Below are 16,774 nucleotides of genomic sequence, written 5' to 3'. Positions count from 1 at the left end.
TTGTTGCGCCTAATTTTTAAATTGGCTGCTGAACTTGCACCACGGTTTTACCAAAGTTTTCACCATTTAACATGGCGTTAAAAGCATCTAGGGTTTTTTCGAAATCAGTTTCAAGGTGCTCTTTGTATTTTATCTTGCCGTCGTTTAGCCATTGCTGCATATCTTGTGCAAACTCACCGTAACGATCGCTGTAATCATCAAAGATAATAAAGCCTTGTACTTTAATACGTTTTCTAAGAATTAAGCCCATCAACATAGATAGGCGATCAGGCCCTGGTGGTAACTCAGTTGCATTATATTGTGATACTAAACCACATAGTGGGATTCGTGCTTTTGTGTTAAGTAAAGGCAGTACCGCATCTAAAACATGACCACCGACGTTCTCGTAGTAAACATCAATACCTTGATCACAGGCGTCCTTAAGCTGTTCTTCAAAGTTATCGGCTTTATGATCTATGCATGCATCAAACCCTAAGTTCTCAATCGCATGCTTACATTTTTGTGAGCCTCCAGCGATACCAACGACTTTACAACCTTTTAATTTGGCTATCTGACCGACGGTTGCTCCAACCGGCCCTGTTGCTGCAGCTACAACCACTGTTTCGCCTGCTTTTGGTTCACCAATATCTAGTAGTCCCATATAAGCAGTAAACCCTGGCATACCTAAAATACCGAGTGCATAGGAAGGAGTATCTGGACTTTCTCCTAACTTCATCAGTCCTTCTGTATTACTTATCGCATACTCCTGCCAACCAGTATAGGCAAGTACCCATTCACCTACTTTATAATCAGGGTGCTCTGATTGCTCCACCTGACACACTGTCGCACCAACCATCACATCGCCAACTTCAACAGGGTCAGCATATGATTCTGCATCGCTCATACGGCCTCGCATATAAGGGTCAAGAGATAAATAAATTGTTCTTAGTAAAACTTCACCTTGTTTAGGTGAGGCAAGAGTAGATGTTTTTAAAACGAGGTTATTCTCTGTTGCAGGGCCTGTTGGACGTGATTCAAGAATATACTGACGGTTTTTAATTTCAGTCATACTTATCTCCTATGATTTGTTTTAAATCCTGTTTAATAAATAGGTGCGGGCATGTAATTAGAAATCAATGGCGAAATTGTTACCGAGTAGAAAATGATAATTTCATTCAAACGACAATCCATTTTGCACGGTATAGTGTAAAGGTGTATGCTGGAAAAATATTCAAATGGCGAAACAAATTGATATGAAAGGTATTTCTCTTATAGCTTTTACGCTTGTTGCGGGTTTTATGGCAAGGGGTGCGCATGCTAATACAAGTGTTTTATCGGTTGATCCTATCACACCAGGAAACGTATTTGCGTTTGAAAACGACGCAAGACGTTATCCAAAGCAAAGTGAGTTTAGTATTGTTCACAGTGTTTCGATGAGCAGTGAAAGCGGCCGACGATTAGCTGTGGTAACTGTTGAAAACAAAGCATCAGGATCGCGTATCTTACAAGCAGACCATATTATGGCTTTATTTGCCGATGGGCGTCGCTTACACCCGTTAGCTTTTGATGAAGGTATCAAGTTAGATGATGGTGAAAAGCGCTCACTGACTTTATCTTTTGGTGAAAATGAATACCCCATTTTAGCGGTATACACGAGTTTAGATGAGTAAAAGGCAGACCCATGAAATTACCTAAGCCACTGGCAGTGATATTACTTTTAAGCTCACCGTTAGGTTTTGCTATTGATAGCCAAGACTTTGTTAAAGATAACGTGTTCACGCAAGGCATTGAAGGGCCAACCATGTATAACGGTGCCCTATACGCGGTGAACTATGCCCAGCAAGGAACGGTTGGCCGCGTAGATAACATGGGCAAAACATCGTTGTTTGTGCGGTTACCGAATGACAGCGTTGGTAATGGCTTACAGTTTGACTCACAAGGTAATTTATTTATTGCCGATTACATTAACCACAATATTTTAAAAGTACCTGCTGGCAGCAATAAAGCAGAAGTGTTCGCCCATAATAGCAAGATGAATCAACCCAATGACATTGCTATCACCAAAAGTGGGGCGCTGTTTGCAAGTGACCCTAACTGGGCGAACGAAACGGGTCAGCTATGGCGTATTAATGCGGATGGCAGCACCCATTTACTCGAAAAAAACATGGGGACTACCAATGGAGTAGCGGTTAATAACGACAATACCAAGCTCTATGTGAACGAAAGTGTGCAACGAATCGTTTGGCAATATGACTTAGATGACAACTTAAACATTAGTAATAAAAAAGTTTTGATTAAATTTGCTGATCATGGCTTAGACGGCATGCGCGTTAATAATCAAGGGCATGTGTTTATTACTCGTTATGGCGCAGGGAAGGTGCTTGAAGTCTCGCCTACCGGCAAGCTCTTAAATAGCTACCAATTAAAAGGCCAGCATCCAACGAATTTGGCTTTCAACGAAACGCAAAACAAAGTGTATGTCACCATGCAAAAGCGCGGGGCAATCGAAGTGATTGAACTTTAGCCTTGCTTTGCTCGCGTAATAGCAGCGGTGATTGCCGCTTTTGCTTGCGGACTATTCTTCCAGCAATTTGAATGCAGCATCGACGCTACTCGCTCAGCAATAGTGTTGGCATCAAACCCAGCTAAGTCTTCAAACGATTCAATCCCAACTTCTTCGAACCGTTTTATAACCGTTGGTCCGACACCTTTGAGTGCTAAAAGCGCGCTGCGTTCTTGTTCGTTAAATGGCATGTTTTTGTTCCTTGTTCATTAAATAAATTCAATGATTTGCCATAACTCGCCTGCAGGACCCCAAAGACTGAACTCTTTTCCCCAAGGCTTTTGCGTTATGTCGCTGTACTTCACATTAAAGTCATTTAGTCTACGTAGTTGTGAATAGACTTCATCAATATCTAATACACTCAACTGCAACATCAGGTTGTTTGCTAATTGAGGTTGATAAAAATCTTGTAAGAAAAATCCGCATTCTCCACTTTCACATAGACAAAGTGTGTCTGAAACGGAGGTTAACTCAAATCCAAATGCTTTGTAGAAAGCTTGAGATTGTTGGTAGTTCTTACTTGGTACAAAAGCACGGATGTCATCTACTTGCATAATTTTCCTTCCATATTGATGGTACTTTGCCATATTAATTTTACATAGCAAATCTAATTTTTAGGCAATAAAAAAGCGCACCGGGCAGGGTGCGCTTGAGGGGATCAATCCTGTGTAGCTAAAACAGTAGGATTAATTAGAAGCTTGGGGCATATCTCAGTGAAACACCGACTGAACGGCCAATCACACTGTAATCACTCACGGTGTTAAAGTGGTTTGCGCCTACCTCAGGTGTTGGTGGTTCACGGTCTAATAAGTTATCGACACCAAAGTTAACAGCAAGTTCCTCGTTAACTTGCCATGCAGCAGCAAAATCTAAGTAATTTTGTGCTGAGATTGTTTCTGAACGGTCGACAGCATACTCTACTTCACCTATTCTGCGCCAGCCAAGTTGGAAGTTCATGTTATCTAACTGCCAATCAATGCTTGCGCGATGTTTGTAGTCAGCTTGTAAAATGCTCGCAAAGTCACCCGAACAGGCGCTGCCATAAGTTCCCTTACAGTCAACTTCAGGCACTGTGCTGTTGTTTTGACGGGTTTGTTTAGTAACAAAGTTACCTTGGTACGAGAATCTAAAACGACCACCCATTTGCTCTGGTGCATCAATCACATAATTTGCTGCAACGTCGATACCTTCTTGCTCAATGGCGGCTAAGTTAAAGTCATTAACGATGGCTGTGCTAATAAACCCCGTGTTTGGATCGCGAAGTACCGCACCACACAATGGGTTGTTCGGATTCGGGTCATCAACATAACAGCTTTGTAGTGCCGCACCTGGCTGAATTTGGCTTACCGCATCTGTAACACGAATACTGTAGTAATCGAGTGATAAATCAAAGCCTTCTAAGTAGCTAGGTGTGTAAACAATGCCTAAGGTGTCTGATTCGGCTTGTTCAGGTTTAATATTCGGGTTACCACCATAGGTGTACTCTGCGGTACTTGAATCAAACTCGGTGCCAACAGGCGGCGCACCAAACGCAGCACATTGAGCCGCATCACCGGTGCCCAGTAAACATGGATCGCCGTTATAACGCCCTGCTAGTCGTGGCACAAACTGGTCGCTATTTTGGTCAAATAACGATAACGAGAGCGCTGTAATTGGGCTGGCAAACTCACCTAAGTTAGGTGCTCTAAACGCGGTTAAGCGGTTGGCGCGAATACGAATGTCGCTGTTTATTGCCCAGTTGATACCTAGTTTGTAAGTGTCTTCTGCTTCGGTATTTGAGTAATCAGAAATACGGTAGGCACCTTCAAAGCTAAGCTCTTCAGCAAACGGTTTATCAACTAAGATAGGCACTAAAATTTCAGCGTAGAACTCTTCAGAGCTAAAGCTTGCATCCATATCAAATGCGCTGATAGACGCAAAGCTGGTGCCGTTTCTAAATGCATCGCCCGGTGTTTGTTTACCGGTTTCTTTACGGTATTCGTAACCGATTGCAAAATCGATAGCACCGGCTGGTAATTCAAATAAGAACCCAGAATCACCCGATAGTGTTGCTGAGATGACACTTTGAGTACGGTCGCGAGTGGTATAAAGCAGCGGATCGCTAAAGTCGCTGAAATCATGGTTGGGATCAAAAATATCGACTGAATTTGCAAGGGCAGCAAAACGACTATTACCGTTGTTATCATTGCGGTATGCGTTGTTGTAAATGGTGGCTACTTCGTCCGTTTTGCCGTACTGACCATATACGTCATAACGTAAGTAGTCAGTTAAATCACCTTTTAAGCCCAGTTGAAATTGCATTGAATCACGCACCGCTTCGGTGTGTTGCACGCCTAAACCTAGGTTACGTTCAACATTAACAAGGGCATTGCCTTCACTATCAAACGTAAGTTGGTCGCGTAGTTCATCTGGAATATACGCATTGTCTTGCGTGAGGGTCACTTGCTCGTTTACAAAAATCGGTGTTTGACCACTGGCACCCGCACCATTTACGGTCACTTTAGAATACATTGCGCGGCCATAGGCAATGGCACTGTCGCTTACATCAACGTCAAATAATAAGCCCGCAGAAAAACGGTCCATCGGTTGAGTTAAATAACGGTCAGCTGTGAAATCAGTTGTTTGACGCTCACTTGTTACAGCACCAGAATCAGCAATACCGATGCTGTTGCCAGAGGCAACGTCAGTATAATAACCACCGCTGTTGATCATTGCCGTTGAGTTTTCAAGCGCATAGTCACGCTCGCCGGCTAATAGCTCTTTTCGTTCGGTGTAACCAATATAGCCTGTTACATGGCCGCGACCGTCGGCGATGTCACCACCAAAAATTGCTTCAAAGTTAAGCTTTTCGTTACCGCCGTCAGCACTTTCGTAACTGGTTGAGAATTCAGCGCCAGTAAAATCATCGTCTAAAACAAAGTTAACAACACCGGCTACCGCATCGGCACCGTAAACCGCTGCTGCACCACCTGTTAATACATCAACGCGTTTTATTAACCCGGCTGGAATAGTATTTACATCAACCGAGTTACGAAAACTAAATGGTACCGCGCGAGTACCGTCAATAAGTACCAATGTACGGTTTTGGCCTAGGCCGCGTAAATCAATCGTTGATGAGCCAAATGAGTCACCGACTGTGGCGCCGGTGCTGTTGGCACCCGCCGCAGCTTGTGGCAGTTTCGCGGTAATATCTTCAACGTTCACTGCACGGTCTAGGTGAATTTGTGCTTCATCAACGCTCACTACAGGACTACTTGAGACCAGCTCAGTACGTTGAATACGTGAACCTGTTACGGTGATCACTTCAGGTTTTTTTGCTTCAGTGCTTTGCTCTGCGTGTGCATAACTAATTACTGAACTTACAGCGAGAGCTAAAGGTGATAGCAGCAATAGCGAGCGATGCCCTGTTGATGTATTTGCTTTCATGATGATTCCCTTGCGTTTTATCATTTAAATCAACGCAGGTTGGTGTCTGACCTAGACCATTTAGTTAATTTAATGAGTCATACTTTTTGTTATGATGCTTGTGTGCTCTCCTTTTGGGGAGCTCACCGGTACAGTTTTAAAGCAATTTAAAAGTCTTTGCAATAATTATTCTTTAAATCTATTATTTTAAAATATAAACTATTCCAAGTCGTTAACCCGCTTATTTACATCTAATAAGCTGATTTTAAGTGATTTATTTATGCATCAACATATTGAAAAACTGTATTTAAGCGCAAAAAAAGAAAAAAAATTAATAATTGGTCTAATGAGTGGCACCTCATTAGATGGCCTTGATATTGCGCTATGCGAAGTATCAGGGCAAGGCATGGATACTCATGTCGAAGTCGTAAAGTTTACGACGGTCGACTACGACGATGATTATAAAACGCGTGTAAAGCGAGTGTTCGCCAAACGCGAATGTGACCTTGAAGAAGTCACTTTACTCAATCCTTGGATTGGTCAATTACATGGTGAAATGGTTGCCAAAACGTTAGCCAGCTGGGGAGTAGCAAAAGAACTTGTTGATGTGATTGCCAGTCACGGACAAACTATTTATCACTGCCCTAAAAACCAACACAAGCGTGCAGAATATGGTAATGCAACACTACAAATTGGTGACAGCGATCATTTAGCCGTGACTGCAGGTATTACAACCATAGCTGATTTTAGACAAAAGCACATTGCAGCGGGTGGTGAAGGTGCGCCGCTTGCTGTATATGGTGACTACTTGTATTTCACAAGCACCAGCGAAAACCGTATTTTGCTTAATATGGGCGGCATTGCAAACTTAACCTACCTACCTAAGTCTGCAGACGCACGAGCAGTTTTTAGCTCTGATATAGGCCCCGGCAATACCATTATGGATGCTTATGTGCAGCGTTATTTTACACCACTTCATTATGATAAAGATGCCGCTATTGCAGCAAAAGGCACGGTAAGCGAAGATTTGCTCGCAGCGCTGTGTGATGATGCATTTTTTGCTTTAGGGTTTCCAAAAACCACGGGGCCAGAAGTGTTTAATCTAGACTATTTAGCTGCAGCACAAGCACGCTCGAATACGCAGAACTTATCGCACTTTGATGTGATGGCAACCTTAGTGCAGTTTTCAGGAGCAATGATTGCTAAAGCAATTAACCAATGCAGCGAAGGTTTGACCGATGTGGCTGTATACGCCAGTGGTGGTGGGGTCCATAACCCATTATTAATGGACATTATTTTGGCTAATTGCCCAGCGCTTTCTGAGATAAAAAATACCGATTCGTTGGGGATTAATCCAGATGCAAAAGAAGCTGTGTTATTTGCTATTTTAGCGAACGAATGTCTGTCGGGTGGGCAACAACGCTTTGGTAATACCGAGCAAGGGATCCCCGATATTACCATGGGTAAAATTAGCTTTGCTGACTAGGCTCTAGAAAAAGGCTAAAAAGCTTGCGCCAATATTACTAATGTAATGGCGTAAGCCCTGGTTTTTAGCTTGCTCAGAAGTTAATAGCTCTGGTGATGTGCTAGCTGCAATACTGACATCAAACTGGGCGCTGTCTTTAAGTGTTGCATGCAAGCCGTGTAGCATTAATTGCAATACAAATTCACCACTATGAGTAACGTTTTCTAAGGTAAGCATTATAACGTGCTGTTCTAGATCGTGTTGCGTTAAAGTGTGTGCAGTAAAATACGCCGATTCGCGCGCATCAGGGCGGGTTGCACTGATAGAGATCACATCGCCTTCATGGGCATCATCTGGTAGCACACAACAAAACACAACACGCTTTTGCTCATTAGCCGCAAAATGCAATTGTTCGTATTCCATAGTATGCGCAAGTGCAGCACATAAAGGGTCTTCACTAGAGGGGAGTGCAAACGAAAGTTGCACCAAGGCACTGTCCATTACTTCTTCATTACGTTAGGTGATTAAATTAGCGTCAATTATTGATCAGTTAAATGACAGAATTATGACTATTGTCATATTGCGGATTATTTATTTCAGAAACAGAGGAAAGTTGAATATTTGATTCGTTTGGTCGGATATTAGTCTGTCTTTTTTGATTGTTGTTGAACTCCTTCGTAAAACTAAGAATAAACAGCATTTCGCCCTCCTCTTTTTGCCTCATAAAGGTGTAAGTCGACTCTTTTGGTAGCCTGTTCTGACGTTTCGTTTGGTGCAATTTCAATAACACCTAAGCTTATCGTTGCGCTTATAAACAAAGATGTATGTTCCTTTTCGGCAACAGAAAGCCTAATACGTTCAGCAATGTCTTTTGCGTGCTCTAAAGACTGATTCTCAAGCACAATTAAAAACTCTTCTCCGCCGACACGTCCTACTCGATCGGAACAACGGACTGTTTGCACAATCGTATTGGTTATGGATATGATTAATTCATCACCAATATCATGACCGTATTGATCATTGACCGCTTTAAAATGATCGATATCGATAGAAATTAATGAGCTGATTTGCTGATTTAGTTTGTTTTGCAGCATGACACTTTGTTTTAAATTTAAAATAGCTCTTCGATTCGCTATCCCTGTTAATTCATCTTTTAAAGCGAGAACTTCAAAGTACTTTTTCTGGCGAACTTGTTTAAATGTATAAACGGCGAATAAGAGTAAACACACGCAAGTTATTATCACAGTTAAGCCTTGCCAAAAAGACTTATCTTCGGCCACTGCTAAAAGTTTTTGTTGTAGCTTTGACTCATGCTCTAAACGAGAAATCTCAAGGTTCTGTTGTTCATAATTAAAGTTTAACCTGGCAGAAATAAGTGTGTTATTTGCGATAGCTTGTTGTTTATCCCTAATTATAGCGATTAATTGTTGTTGAGATGCTATTTGTAAGTAAGTATCTCCTCTTGCAGCTGCGAGCCGAGAGGTTAAATTTAAATAGCGTTCCCTTAAGTTAGTGGGCCATGATTGATTATGCCCGGCTATCTTCTCATAAGATGTAAGGGCGGCTTGCAATTGAGAGTTAGCTAAGTACCATTCTGACTTAGTGAGGTTGTAAAGAGTCAAAATCCAGCTGTCTGTAACAGAAAGCGTGTTTAACTCAGTTAGATATGAATCAGCCTGAGATAAACTATTAAGTTTTATATTGAGTTCCGTAAGTTTTATCAATATGTAAGCATAGCCGTTGTCGCTTTCGAAACGACGAACATCTTTTTTAATCGACTTGTATAGCTCAATTGCCTTTATTAAGTCGCCTTTTTCTTCGTAGGTATACGCGAGTTGATCCGTTACTTTGTAGTGCTCTTGCTCATTGAATTTCTTTAACGCTAATTTGGCTCGCTGCAGTTGTTCAATTGCAAGTTCATAGTTGTACAACGCTATGTGAATATCGGCAATTTCTTTTAATGCAAGTGCTTTTTCGTAGTCATTACCTGCTTTTTCAAATAGCTGATAAGCAGTTTTAGCAGAGTCGAATGCCTCTTGATAGTTGCCTTTAGTTAACTGAATACGGTTAAGTACTATGTGGGCAGTAGCGATGGTCGACAATTGCTTAGGGGAGATTGTGTTTTCTACTGACGTGGTGTTAATTATTGGTTTTAAGTGTTCTAGAGCTGTTTGATAATTACCTTGTGTATACTCTTGGTTTGCTTCACAGACAGCAAGTTCCTGTATTAAGCTTAAATTGTTTGCTTGTTGAATGACTGGTTTGGCTGTTTCTAGAAACTGTTTGTATTCACTAATCCCGTTTGGAGTTGATACATTAGAAAACCAACATTTAAACGCCATTACTTGCGCATTATCTAGCGCATTTTCATAAGGCATTTGTTTTTCTAATTTGCTTAAGATAGCTATAGCCTCGGCTTTCGTTGTAAAGCCTTGAAAAACTTTGTTTATTTCGTTTTCTACTTCAGTAGCAGCAAGCTGAGAAGAGAATAATAGAAAGCAAAAAACCCTAAACATTTTAAATGTTACTCCGTCAGGAATTATTATCCATAATATTAATTTTGCAGATGTTCTGGCTAGCATTCATAGTGAATGTAGCAGGTTTGTTTTGGTCAAATAGCATAAGGCTGAACTTCATTGAACAGCCTTGTGGAAAGTTGTTAAAGTTAAGAGTTTGGTTCAAGCACTTTACTGTCATCCACTAATTTAGTTGTTTGTAAGTTCGCAGCCGCTTGCCTTTCGCTATATCGGTCTACGAGCCAGTCCAGCTTGTCTCTAGTTAGTAAAGTAAATTTAATTAACTCTTCCATCACATCGACAATGCGCATTCTAAACGACGACTCTTTCATATTGCCAGCCTCGTCAAACTCTTGCCAAGCTTTTGCGACTGATGACTGATTTGGTATCGTTAACATACGCATCCAGCGACCAAGAATGCGCATGTTATTTACAGCATTAAAGCTTTGCGAACCGCCAGATACCTGCATTACGGCTAGCGTCTTACCTTGTGTTGGTCTAACAGCACCATCAGTAAGTGGGATCCAATCTATTTGATTCTTGAGCACAGCTGACATATTGCCGTGAATTTCAGGTGAGCACCAAACCTGTGCTTCTGACCATTTCACAAGCTTTCGCAGCTCTTGTACTTTTTGATTGTTTACTGACTCTCCATTATCAAATAATGGTAATCCATCTGGGTTAAATATTTTAACTTGAGCACCTAAGTGTTCAAGTATTCTTGCGGCTTCTTCACTAGCAAAACGGCTAAACGACGTTTCTCGTAAAGACCCGTATAAAATTAAAACTCGAGGTTTGCTTGTGCTTGCATTATCGAAAGTCGGGGTTACGTCAAACTTTGCATCATTTAAGTATTTCATTACATCTCCTGAATGATTGAGGCTTACCTAGTAAGACGTAATGTTTTTCAAAAAGACGAAGTGTTAGCAGAACTTTTTTTGTTTGGGGTGGTAATCAACTAAGTTGCCGTACTTATCGATTTCAAAGTCACAACAACAATCGAATAATGCCTTCAATTTTGAGCGACTTTTTTGCAGCCTTGATTTGTAGGTTGAGTAGCTGATGTTTAACTTCAAAGCTTCCTCTTTTTGAGGGTATCCTTCGAGATCTATTTTTCTAATTAGATCCGCTTCTTCTTCAGGCATAGCTTGTAAAAAAGGTTCAATGCACTTTATGAGTTCAGCTTTTACGGTTTTGTTTTCTTGTTGCGAAATAATATCATCAAGCTCTATTTCTACATGCTTATTTTGACGCCTATAAAAGTCAACAATAACATGGTGTGCTATTTGAAATAACCAAGCCTTTAAACTTCGCTGATCTTGTAAGTGATGAATATTAAGGTGTGTTTTTAACAGAATATCTTGTAAAAGCTCTTCAACATCAGCAGGGTTCGATATTTTTGTGGTTAAAAAAGCACGTAAACTATTTTTGTATTCAAGCCAGATTTGTTCGATGGACATAATAGTATCGTTGTTGGGATTTAATCGTTAGTTTATCAAAAATAGTACAGAGCCTGCATGTGGCAGGCTCATTTTAATTACTATACCAAATAAGATTAGAGTCCGAGTCCTATATCCGTATTTGGGTATTTTTTCATTGTGGCTATGTGTGCTTTCATAAACTTAGTCGCTTGAGGCATGCCCCATTCAAAATATTGGTGCCCTGTGCTTGCCATTTCTTTAGGGTCCATATTTAAATTGAAAACCCAAGGCGCCGTTCCGATATCTAATAAGAATGATGCATCAATGTTGCGTCTTGGCACTGCAGTATTGAACACTTTAAAATGAATTTTGTAGTCTAACCAGCGAAGTGCTGTGAAATCTTCACGGCTCCACATATACACAACTTGACGTCGTGATTTGCCATTATCAGCTAGTAAGAAAGCTGTTTGATCTATGCCATCGAAATACATATTACTCGGAAGCTCATCAATAACACCACCTAATCGTAAAGAAGTCATGTAGATATCGGTGAGGTCCATTAAGCCATTATTGACCTGCCCAGCAGATATCATGCCTTTCCAGTAAGCAATGCCGGGAATTCTAACTCCTCCTTCCCATGTTGTTCCTTTACCACCACGCCACGGCGAATAGCCACTATCTGGCCAAGTATCTTCATTAGGGCCATTATCTGAAGTGAAAATAATCAGTGTATTTTCTAGCTGCCCTTTTTCTTTTAATAGAGCAACAAGTTCACCTGTAATATCATCAACTTCGACCATAGCATCGCGAACGGGCATTGCAGCTGGGCTTGCGCCTTTGTATTTTGGAGCTGGGTAGTTGTCGTTATGGATCTTTGAAAAAGAATGAATTAAATAAAATGGTTTCCCTTCATCAACAGCTTGGTTTATAAATTTTACAGACTCATCTCGCAATACCTGATCAATCATTGAGATATCTTCAATACTATTAATTGGATACGCAACTTCACGCTTACCACCTTTGCGGCCTTTTATCAGGCCTTCAGGACGCAGCTGAGAAGCTTTAGTGTAAAGCTCTTTGTTCGTCATCATGTCGGCATATTGGCGCTCTACCAAAAATTGGGTGTAATCTGATTGAACTGATGGGAGGCCATAGAAATAATCAAAACCTACCTCATGAGGAAGCATTCCCTCAGCTTCACCAACATGCCATTTACCGATTAGCGCCGTTTTATAGCCCACTTTAGATAATAGCTTACCTTGAGATACTTCTTTCTCCCACGGATTTTGTGTCACTTTATCGCCAGTTAGAATAGGGCGAACTAAGCCACTTCTTACGGGTAATCTACCAGTTGTCAGTGCAGCTCGAGAAGATGTGCAAGTTGGTTGTGAATACATTGATGTGAGGCGAAGCCCTTCGTTTGCCAGTTTATCTATATTAGGAGTGGGAGCACCTATCGCTGCACCGCCACCATACACTCCAGGGTCACCCCAGCCTAAATCATCTACTAGTAAAACAAGAACATTTGGCTTTCTGCCTTGCTTAGCTTCGAGATTCTTTAGCTTTGAGACCGCAACTTTCTCTTGTTCAGGGCGAGGAATGGCTGGCTCCATATTTGGCTTTTCAACGATTGCATCATTGAATACATTTTTTTCTGCAACCACAGAAAATGATGCGATTAACAGACTGAGAACTAAAAACCTTTTCATACTTTACTCCTTGTTAAGGGGGATGAATTCACTCATATATATTAACTATTTGATATAAATCTAGTTATTCTGAATTTTTAGTCTTTATTAAGAATATCAGCTGTTGGAAATATGGCCAGTTTTATTGTGCTAGTTTTGCGAGGAGATGAACTTAATGGCGAGTTTATTAATTCTAGAATGAAATATGAGTTCATGTTTTTTTATTATTACTAAAGGTATGGCGCTGCTATAAGTTTTATCTCAAAAATATGATTTTTGTGCCTTAAATGGTATTGTCCTCAGTGTAAATTTAATTAAAAGGAATTACTTTTTTATGCTAAATAAGATGCTTCTTAGTGGTGCTTTTCTATTTTCTGTTACTGCAATGGCTGACATGCCAGCCTACTTTAATAATGAGATAGATCAAGAGTATCGCGCGGTTTTAAAGCACATGGATGAAATGATGCCGCAAACCGATTTAGAGCTTGCTTACTTACCCTCTTTTTACCCGTTTAGCATCTTTGATATTCATGCCACAAAATTGAAAAATGACAAAGATAAGCAAGCGTTTACTAACTTTAATTTAGGCGTGCTTGGTAGTCAGTTTTTAAATGTAGAACCGCAGGTTGGAACAAAACTTCCTAATTTAGTTATTTGTAAAAAAGATAAGTGTACGGAACAAAGGCTAAAGCAAATTAGCTCATTTTTAGCTGTATCGGAGGAGCAAATCTTAGCTTTTAAAAATAACATTAGCTTGAACCTTGTACAATTAACTGCGCCGAATGTTTATCGTATTAACAATACTTTTTACTCCCCAACTCAATTATTAAGCTATACACCATCAAAGTATGCGGGTTTTGTCCCATCTGCCGATTATAAAATTCTATCACCTGATACAGCCTCTAGTTTGATGGAGCTATCAGCTTATTCTCAAAAGCTCAGAGATTTAATGATTAAACATAAAGTTGCAGCTGTCACAAAAGATAAGAATGACAGCGTAAATGTAATTTTTGGCGGCCTTAGCGATAATCATTGGGGGGTGGTACTTTTAGACAAAAGTAATATACCTAGGAAAGGTGATAGAAATGCAATTGGCCTTGAGTATGACGTAATAAAACCACTCTCTGAGACAAGCTTTTATTATCAAACAAATTAAGTCTATTTTTATCAAAAAGTGTATAAATCAATAGAGTGAATTATGAGCTCATTTAAAAAATATAGATTAAAGAACTCTCGGTTTGGGTTGAAAAGTTTTGGTTTAATAGCACTATTTGTATCTTTAACAGGGTATGCCACCGAGCAGCAAATACAGCAGCAAGTTGATGCGTTTATTCAAAGCCAATATAAAGATCATTTTCCAGAGTTAGTCTCTGATGATGAAGTTGGCCGGTTAAAGCGTTTTTATGAGCATATTGATGGCAGAGTCTCTATATTTTGGACTTATCAATCAGGCAATGTTTGGTTAGAGAAGCTGACTCTTATTAAGGTTCAAAATGACGGTTATAACGAGTTGTCGTCTATTTCTTTTAACGGAGTTGTAGAAAGTACAAATAAGGTAGGCGAAGAGCTTGTCATACAATTACGTACATATGATGAAAATGATCCTCGTTGCTGCCCCAGCAAGAAAACCACGTTACGCTACCGTATTTATAATGGTGAGCTAATTGAGTTATAGCCTGATAATTTGTCACCAGGCTATAAATCAAGAATTAGCAAATATGATATTCACCACGTGGTTTGTTGCTGAACATAAAGGCCTGTAACTCAGATTTGAGTACTTCGATAATATCAGTTGTAAAGGGCGTTCTGATTTCGCCAGAGTCTAAATATCTAAGCAGATCAGTTTCATGCTTGAGTGCCGATTGAATAGAGTAGCTAATAGGATAAGTCACTTTAAACTGTTTGCGCGATATCACGTTATCGTGGTTTTCAATATCAACATAAAAAGTTAACTGTTCGTCTTCTTCGCAAATATCACTGCAGGTGCCTTGTTCGCGAATACAATCTAAGACAATATTTCTGATGAAAATATCAAATTCGTTCATATTAATCCTTTAATCTTTGCCCTTCCATTGGGTACAAATAAAACTAGCAAAAAGTAATTAATTTAGCCAATCCAATTTTGCATCTTTTGGATTAACTCTTTCTGAATGGGTTGATTTAATAGTATTAGGGGGTGGGCAGTAGTTAGTTGATAGAGGATAGGATACACGTTTCACGCCTACGTTGTAGCATCGGCTTTATGCTGTGGCATTGATAAATTTTTACGAGAAACGAGAAACGAGAAACGAGAAATGAGAAACGAGGGGTGATGGGTGAGGTAAAACGCGATGTGAAATCGCTGCTACACAAGCAGGTTCAGACTAAATTTAAAATCTGACGGGCTAAAGCCCGACCTACCATGTAGGTCGCCATTTATGGCGACAAGGCTCGAGGGAGATGCGCACCTCGTAACTTGACCCTAGTAACTCGCTAACTTACTTGCTCAATAATAAAATCATAAACGCGATGTGAAATCGCTGCTACATAATCAGGTTCAGACTAAATTTAAAATCTGACGGACTAAAGCCCGACCTACCATGTAGGTCGCTATTTATGGCGACAAGGCTCGAGGGAGATGCGCACCTCGCCTCTCGAACCTCGCACCTAGCAACTTTCCTCTTTCACCTAGTAACTCGCTAACTACCTCTAGAACCTAGCTTCTCGCCCCTAAAACCTCGCCTCTTACAATCTCTGCGCCTTTACTCAATGCACTGAGTTTGGCGCTTGCTATGTGGCGAGGGAGGGGAGCCATACCGCAGTTTGTGCATGGGTAAAGCTTGTAGGCATCAACGTATTTCAGAGCTTCGCGTAATGTGTGTGCGACCTCTTCAGGGGTTTCAATTTCATTGCTCGCTACATCAATGGCGCCAACCATCACTTTTTTTCCACGTATGAGTGCTAATAGCTCAATGGGCACGCGAGAGTTGTGGCACTCAAGTGAAATAATATCGATATTCGATTTTTGAAGTTTTGGGAATACTTCTTCATATTGACGCCATTCATTGCCCAGTGTTTGTTTCCAATCAGTGTTGGCTTTGATGCCATAGCCGTAGCAAATGTGCACGGCGGTTTCGCATTTTAAGCCTTCGATTGCTCTTTCGAGGCACTTAATGCCCCAGTCATTAACATCATCGAAAAACACATTAAACGCAGGCTCATCAAATTGAATAATATCAACACCCGCAGCTTCGAGTTCTTTCGCCTCTTGATTGAGGATTTTGGCAAATTCCCATGCTAGTTGTTCACGGCTTTGATAGTGGGCGTCATACAAGGTGTCAATCATGGTCATAGGCCCTGGCAACGCCCATTTAATAGGTTGCTTGGTTTGCGAACGTAAAAACTTGGCGTCTTCAACAAACACGGGTTTGCTGCGTGACACCGGGCCAATCACACTTGGTACACTGGCTTCGTAACGATTACGAATGGTCACTGTTTTACGGTTCTCAAAATCAACGCCATTTAAGTGTTCGATAAAGGTCGTTACAAAGTGTTGGCGGGTTTGCTCGCCGTCGCTCACGATATCAACGCCAGCTTGTTGCTGCTCTTGTAAGGCAACACGCAGTGCGTCTTGTTTGCCGTCAATAAGTTCTGTTCCTTGCAATTTCCAAGGTGACCATAAGGTTTCAGGCTCAGCAAGCCAAGCTGGTTTTGGTAAGCTGCCAGCTGTTGATGTTGGTAATAATTTTTTCATTTTT

At 40.8% G+C, this 16,774-nt stretch carries 16 protein-coding genes; 5 read left to right on the top strand and 11 right to left on the bottom strand.

Annotated elements, in window-relative coordinates; translation table 11 throughout:
• Positions 1–16 precede the first annotated feature (16 nt).
• Positions 17–1,048, bottom strand: coding sequence for an NADP-dependent oxidoreductase (locus JIG37_RS04590; protein WP_206769703.1), 1,032 nt, complete (start codon positions 1,046–1,048; stop codon positions 17–19).
• Positions 1,049–1,214: 166 nt separating this feature from the next.
• Between JIG37_RS04590 and JIG37_RS04585 the strand changes: the two genes are divergently transcribed.
• Positions 1,215–1,649 (top strand): hypothetical protein, encoded by a 435-nt coding sequence (locus JIG37_RS04585; RefSeq protein ID WP_166338349.1) that lies wholly within the window; start codon positions 1,215–1,217, stop codon positions 1,647–1,649.
• 11 nt (positions 1,650–1,660) lie between these two features.
• Positions 1,661–2,503, top strand: coding sequence for an SMP-30/gluconolactonase/LRE family protein (locus JIG37_RS04580; protein ID WP_199528795.1), 843 nt, complete (start codon positions 1,661–1,663; stop codon positions 2,501–2,503).
• Here the strand turns inward: JIG37_RS04580 and JIG37_RS04575 are convergent.
• From JIG37_RS04575 to JIG37_RS04565, 3 genes are all read right to left on the bottom strand, one after another.
• Positions 2,500–2,733, bottom strand: a complete 234-nt coding sequence (locus tag JIG37_RS04575) for a helix-hairpin-helix domain-containing protein (protein WP_054553472.1) — start codon at positions 2,731–2,733, stop codon at positions 2,500–2,502. The genes JIG37_RS04580 and JIG37_RS04575 overlap by 4 nt on opposite strands.
• Before the next feature lie 18 nt (positions 2,734–2,751).
• Positions 2,752–3,096: a lactoylglutathione lyase gene (locus JIG37_RS04570; protein WP_138599343.1), complete on the bottom strand. Its 345-nt coding sequence runs from the start codon at positions 3,094–3,096 to the stop codon at positions 2,752–2,754.
• Positions 3,097–3,232: 136 nt separating this feature from the next.
• On the bottom strand, positions 3,233–5,968 hold the full coding sequence (locus JIG37_RS04565) for a TonB-dependent receptor (protein ID WP_199528794.1): 2,736 nt from the start codon (positions 5,966–5,968) through the stop codon (positions 3,233–3,235).
• 259 nt (positions 5,969–6,227) lie between these two features.
• Between JIG37_RS04565 and JIG37_RS04560 the strand changes: the two genes are divergently transcribed.
• The gene (locus tag JIG37_RS04560) at positions 6,228–7,433 is read left to right on the top strand and encodes an anhydro-N-acetylmuramic acid kinase (protein ID WP_199528793.1); all 1,206 of its coding nucleotides are present in this window, start codon (positions 6,228–6,230) and stop codon (positions 7,431–7,433) included.
• A 3-nt stretch (positions 7,434–7,436) separates the two neighbouring features.
• On the opposite strand, the gene JIG37_RS04555 is transcribed toward JIG37_RS04560, so the two are convergent.
• From JIG37_RS04555 to JIG37_RS04535, 5 genes are all read right to left on the bottom strand, one after another.
• Positions 7,437–7,913, bottom strand: coding sequence for a hypothetical protein (locus JIG37_RS04555; RefSeq protein ID WP_054553476.1), 477 nt, complete (start codon positions 7,911–7,913; stop codon positions 7,437–7,439).
• Between the two features lie 182 nt (positions 7,914–8,095).
• Positions 8,096–9,928, bottom strand: a complete 1,833-nt coding sequence (locus JIG37_RS04550) for a GGDEF domain-containing protein (RefSeq protein ID WP_199528792.1) — start codon at positions 9,926–9,928, stop codon at positions 8,096–8,098.
• Between the two features lie 149 nt (positions 9,929–10,077).
• A complete protein-coding gene (gene arsH, locus JIG37_RS04545) occupies positions 10,078–10,788 on the bottom strand; it encodes an arsenical resistance protein ArsH (protein WP_199528791.1) in 711 nt (236 codons plus the stop codon).
• A gap of 63 nt (positions 10,789–10,851) precedes the next feature.
• Positions 10,852–11,388: an RNA polymerase sigma factor SigZ gene (gene sigZ / locus JIG37_RS04540; protein WP_199528790.1), complete on the bottom strand. Its 537-nt coding sequence runs from the start codon at positions 11,386–11,388 to the stop codon at positions 10,852–10,854.
• A gap of 95 nt (positions 11,389–11,483) precedes the next feature.
• Positions 11,484–13,058 carry an arylsulfatase gene (locus tag JIG37_RS04535; RefSeq protein WP_166338360.1) on the bottom strand — a complete coding sequence of 525 codons (1,575 nt, stop codon included), beginning with the start codon at positions 13,056–13,058 and terminating at the stop codon, positions 11,484–11,486.
• A 313-nt stretch (positions 13,059–13,371) separates the two neighbouring features.
• Here JIG37_RS04535 and JIG37_RS04530 point away from each other — a divergent pair, with 313 nt between their 5' ends.
• Together JIG37_RS04530 and JIG37_RS04525 are read left to right on the top strand one after the other, a co-directional pair.
• Complete coding sequence (locus tag JIG37_RS04530; RefSeq protein WP_228482476.1) at positions 13,372–14,193, top strand: hypothetical protein; 822 nt, start codon at positions 13,372–13,374, stop codon at positions 14,191–14,193.
• Positions 14,194–14,235: 42 nt separating this feature from the next.
• On the top strand, positions 14,236–14,712 hold the full coding sequence (locus JIG37_RS04525) for a hypothetical protein (protein ID WP_138599332.1): 477 nt from the start codon (positions 14,236–14,238) through the stop codon (positions 14,710–14,712).
• 34 nt (positions 14,713–14,746) lie between these two features.
• On the opposite strand, the gene JIG37_RS04520 is transcribed toward JIG37_RS04525, so the two are convergent.
• Together JIG37_RS04520 and JIG37_RS04515 are read right to left on the bottom strand one after the other, a co-directional pair.
• Positions 14,747–15,082 (bottom strand): hypothetical protein, encoded by a 336-nt coding sequence (locus JIG37_RS04520; protein WP_054553487.1) that lies wholly within the window; start codon positions 15,080–15,082, stop codon positions 14,747–14,749.
• Positions 15,083–15,732: 650 nt separating this feature from the next.
• The gene (locus JIG37_RS04515; protein ID WP_199528789.1) at positions 15,733–16,770 is read right to left on the bottom strand and encodes a methionine synthase; all 1,038 of its coding nucleotides are present in this window, start codon (positions 16,768–16,770) and stop codon (positions 15,733–15,735) included.
• Between the last annotated feature and the right edge of the window lie 4 nt (positions 16,771–16,774).

This window comes from Pseudoalteromonas sp. bablab_jr010, from assembly GCF_016464105.1.
Lineage (GTDB): Bacteria > Pseudomonadota > Gammaproteobacteria > Enterobacterales > Alteromonadaceae > Pseudoalteromonas > Pseudoalteromonas simplex.
The sequence above is the reverse complement of the archived record's forward strand: the minus strand, read 5'-3'. Positions and strand labels throughout refer to the sequence as shown.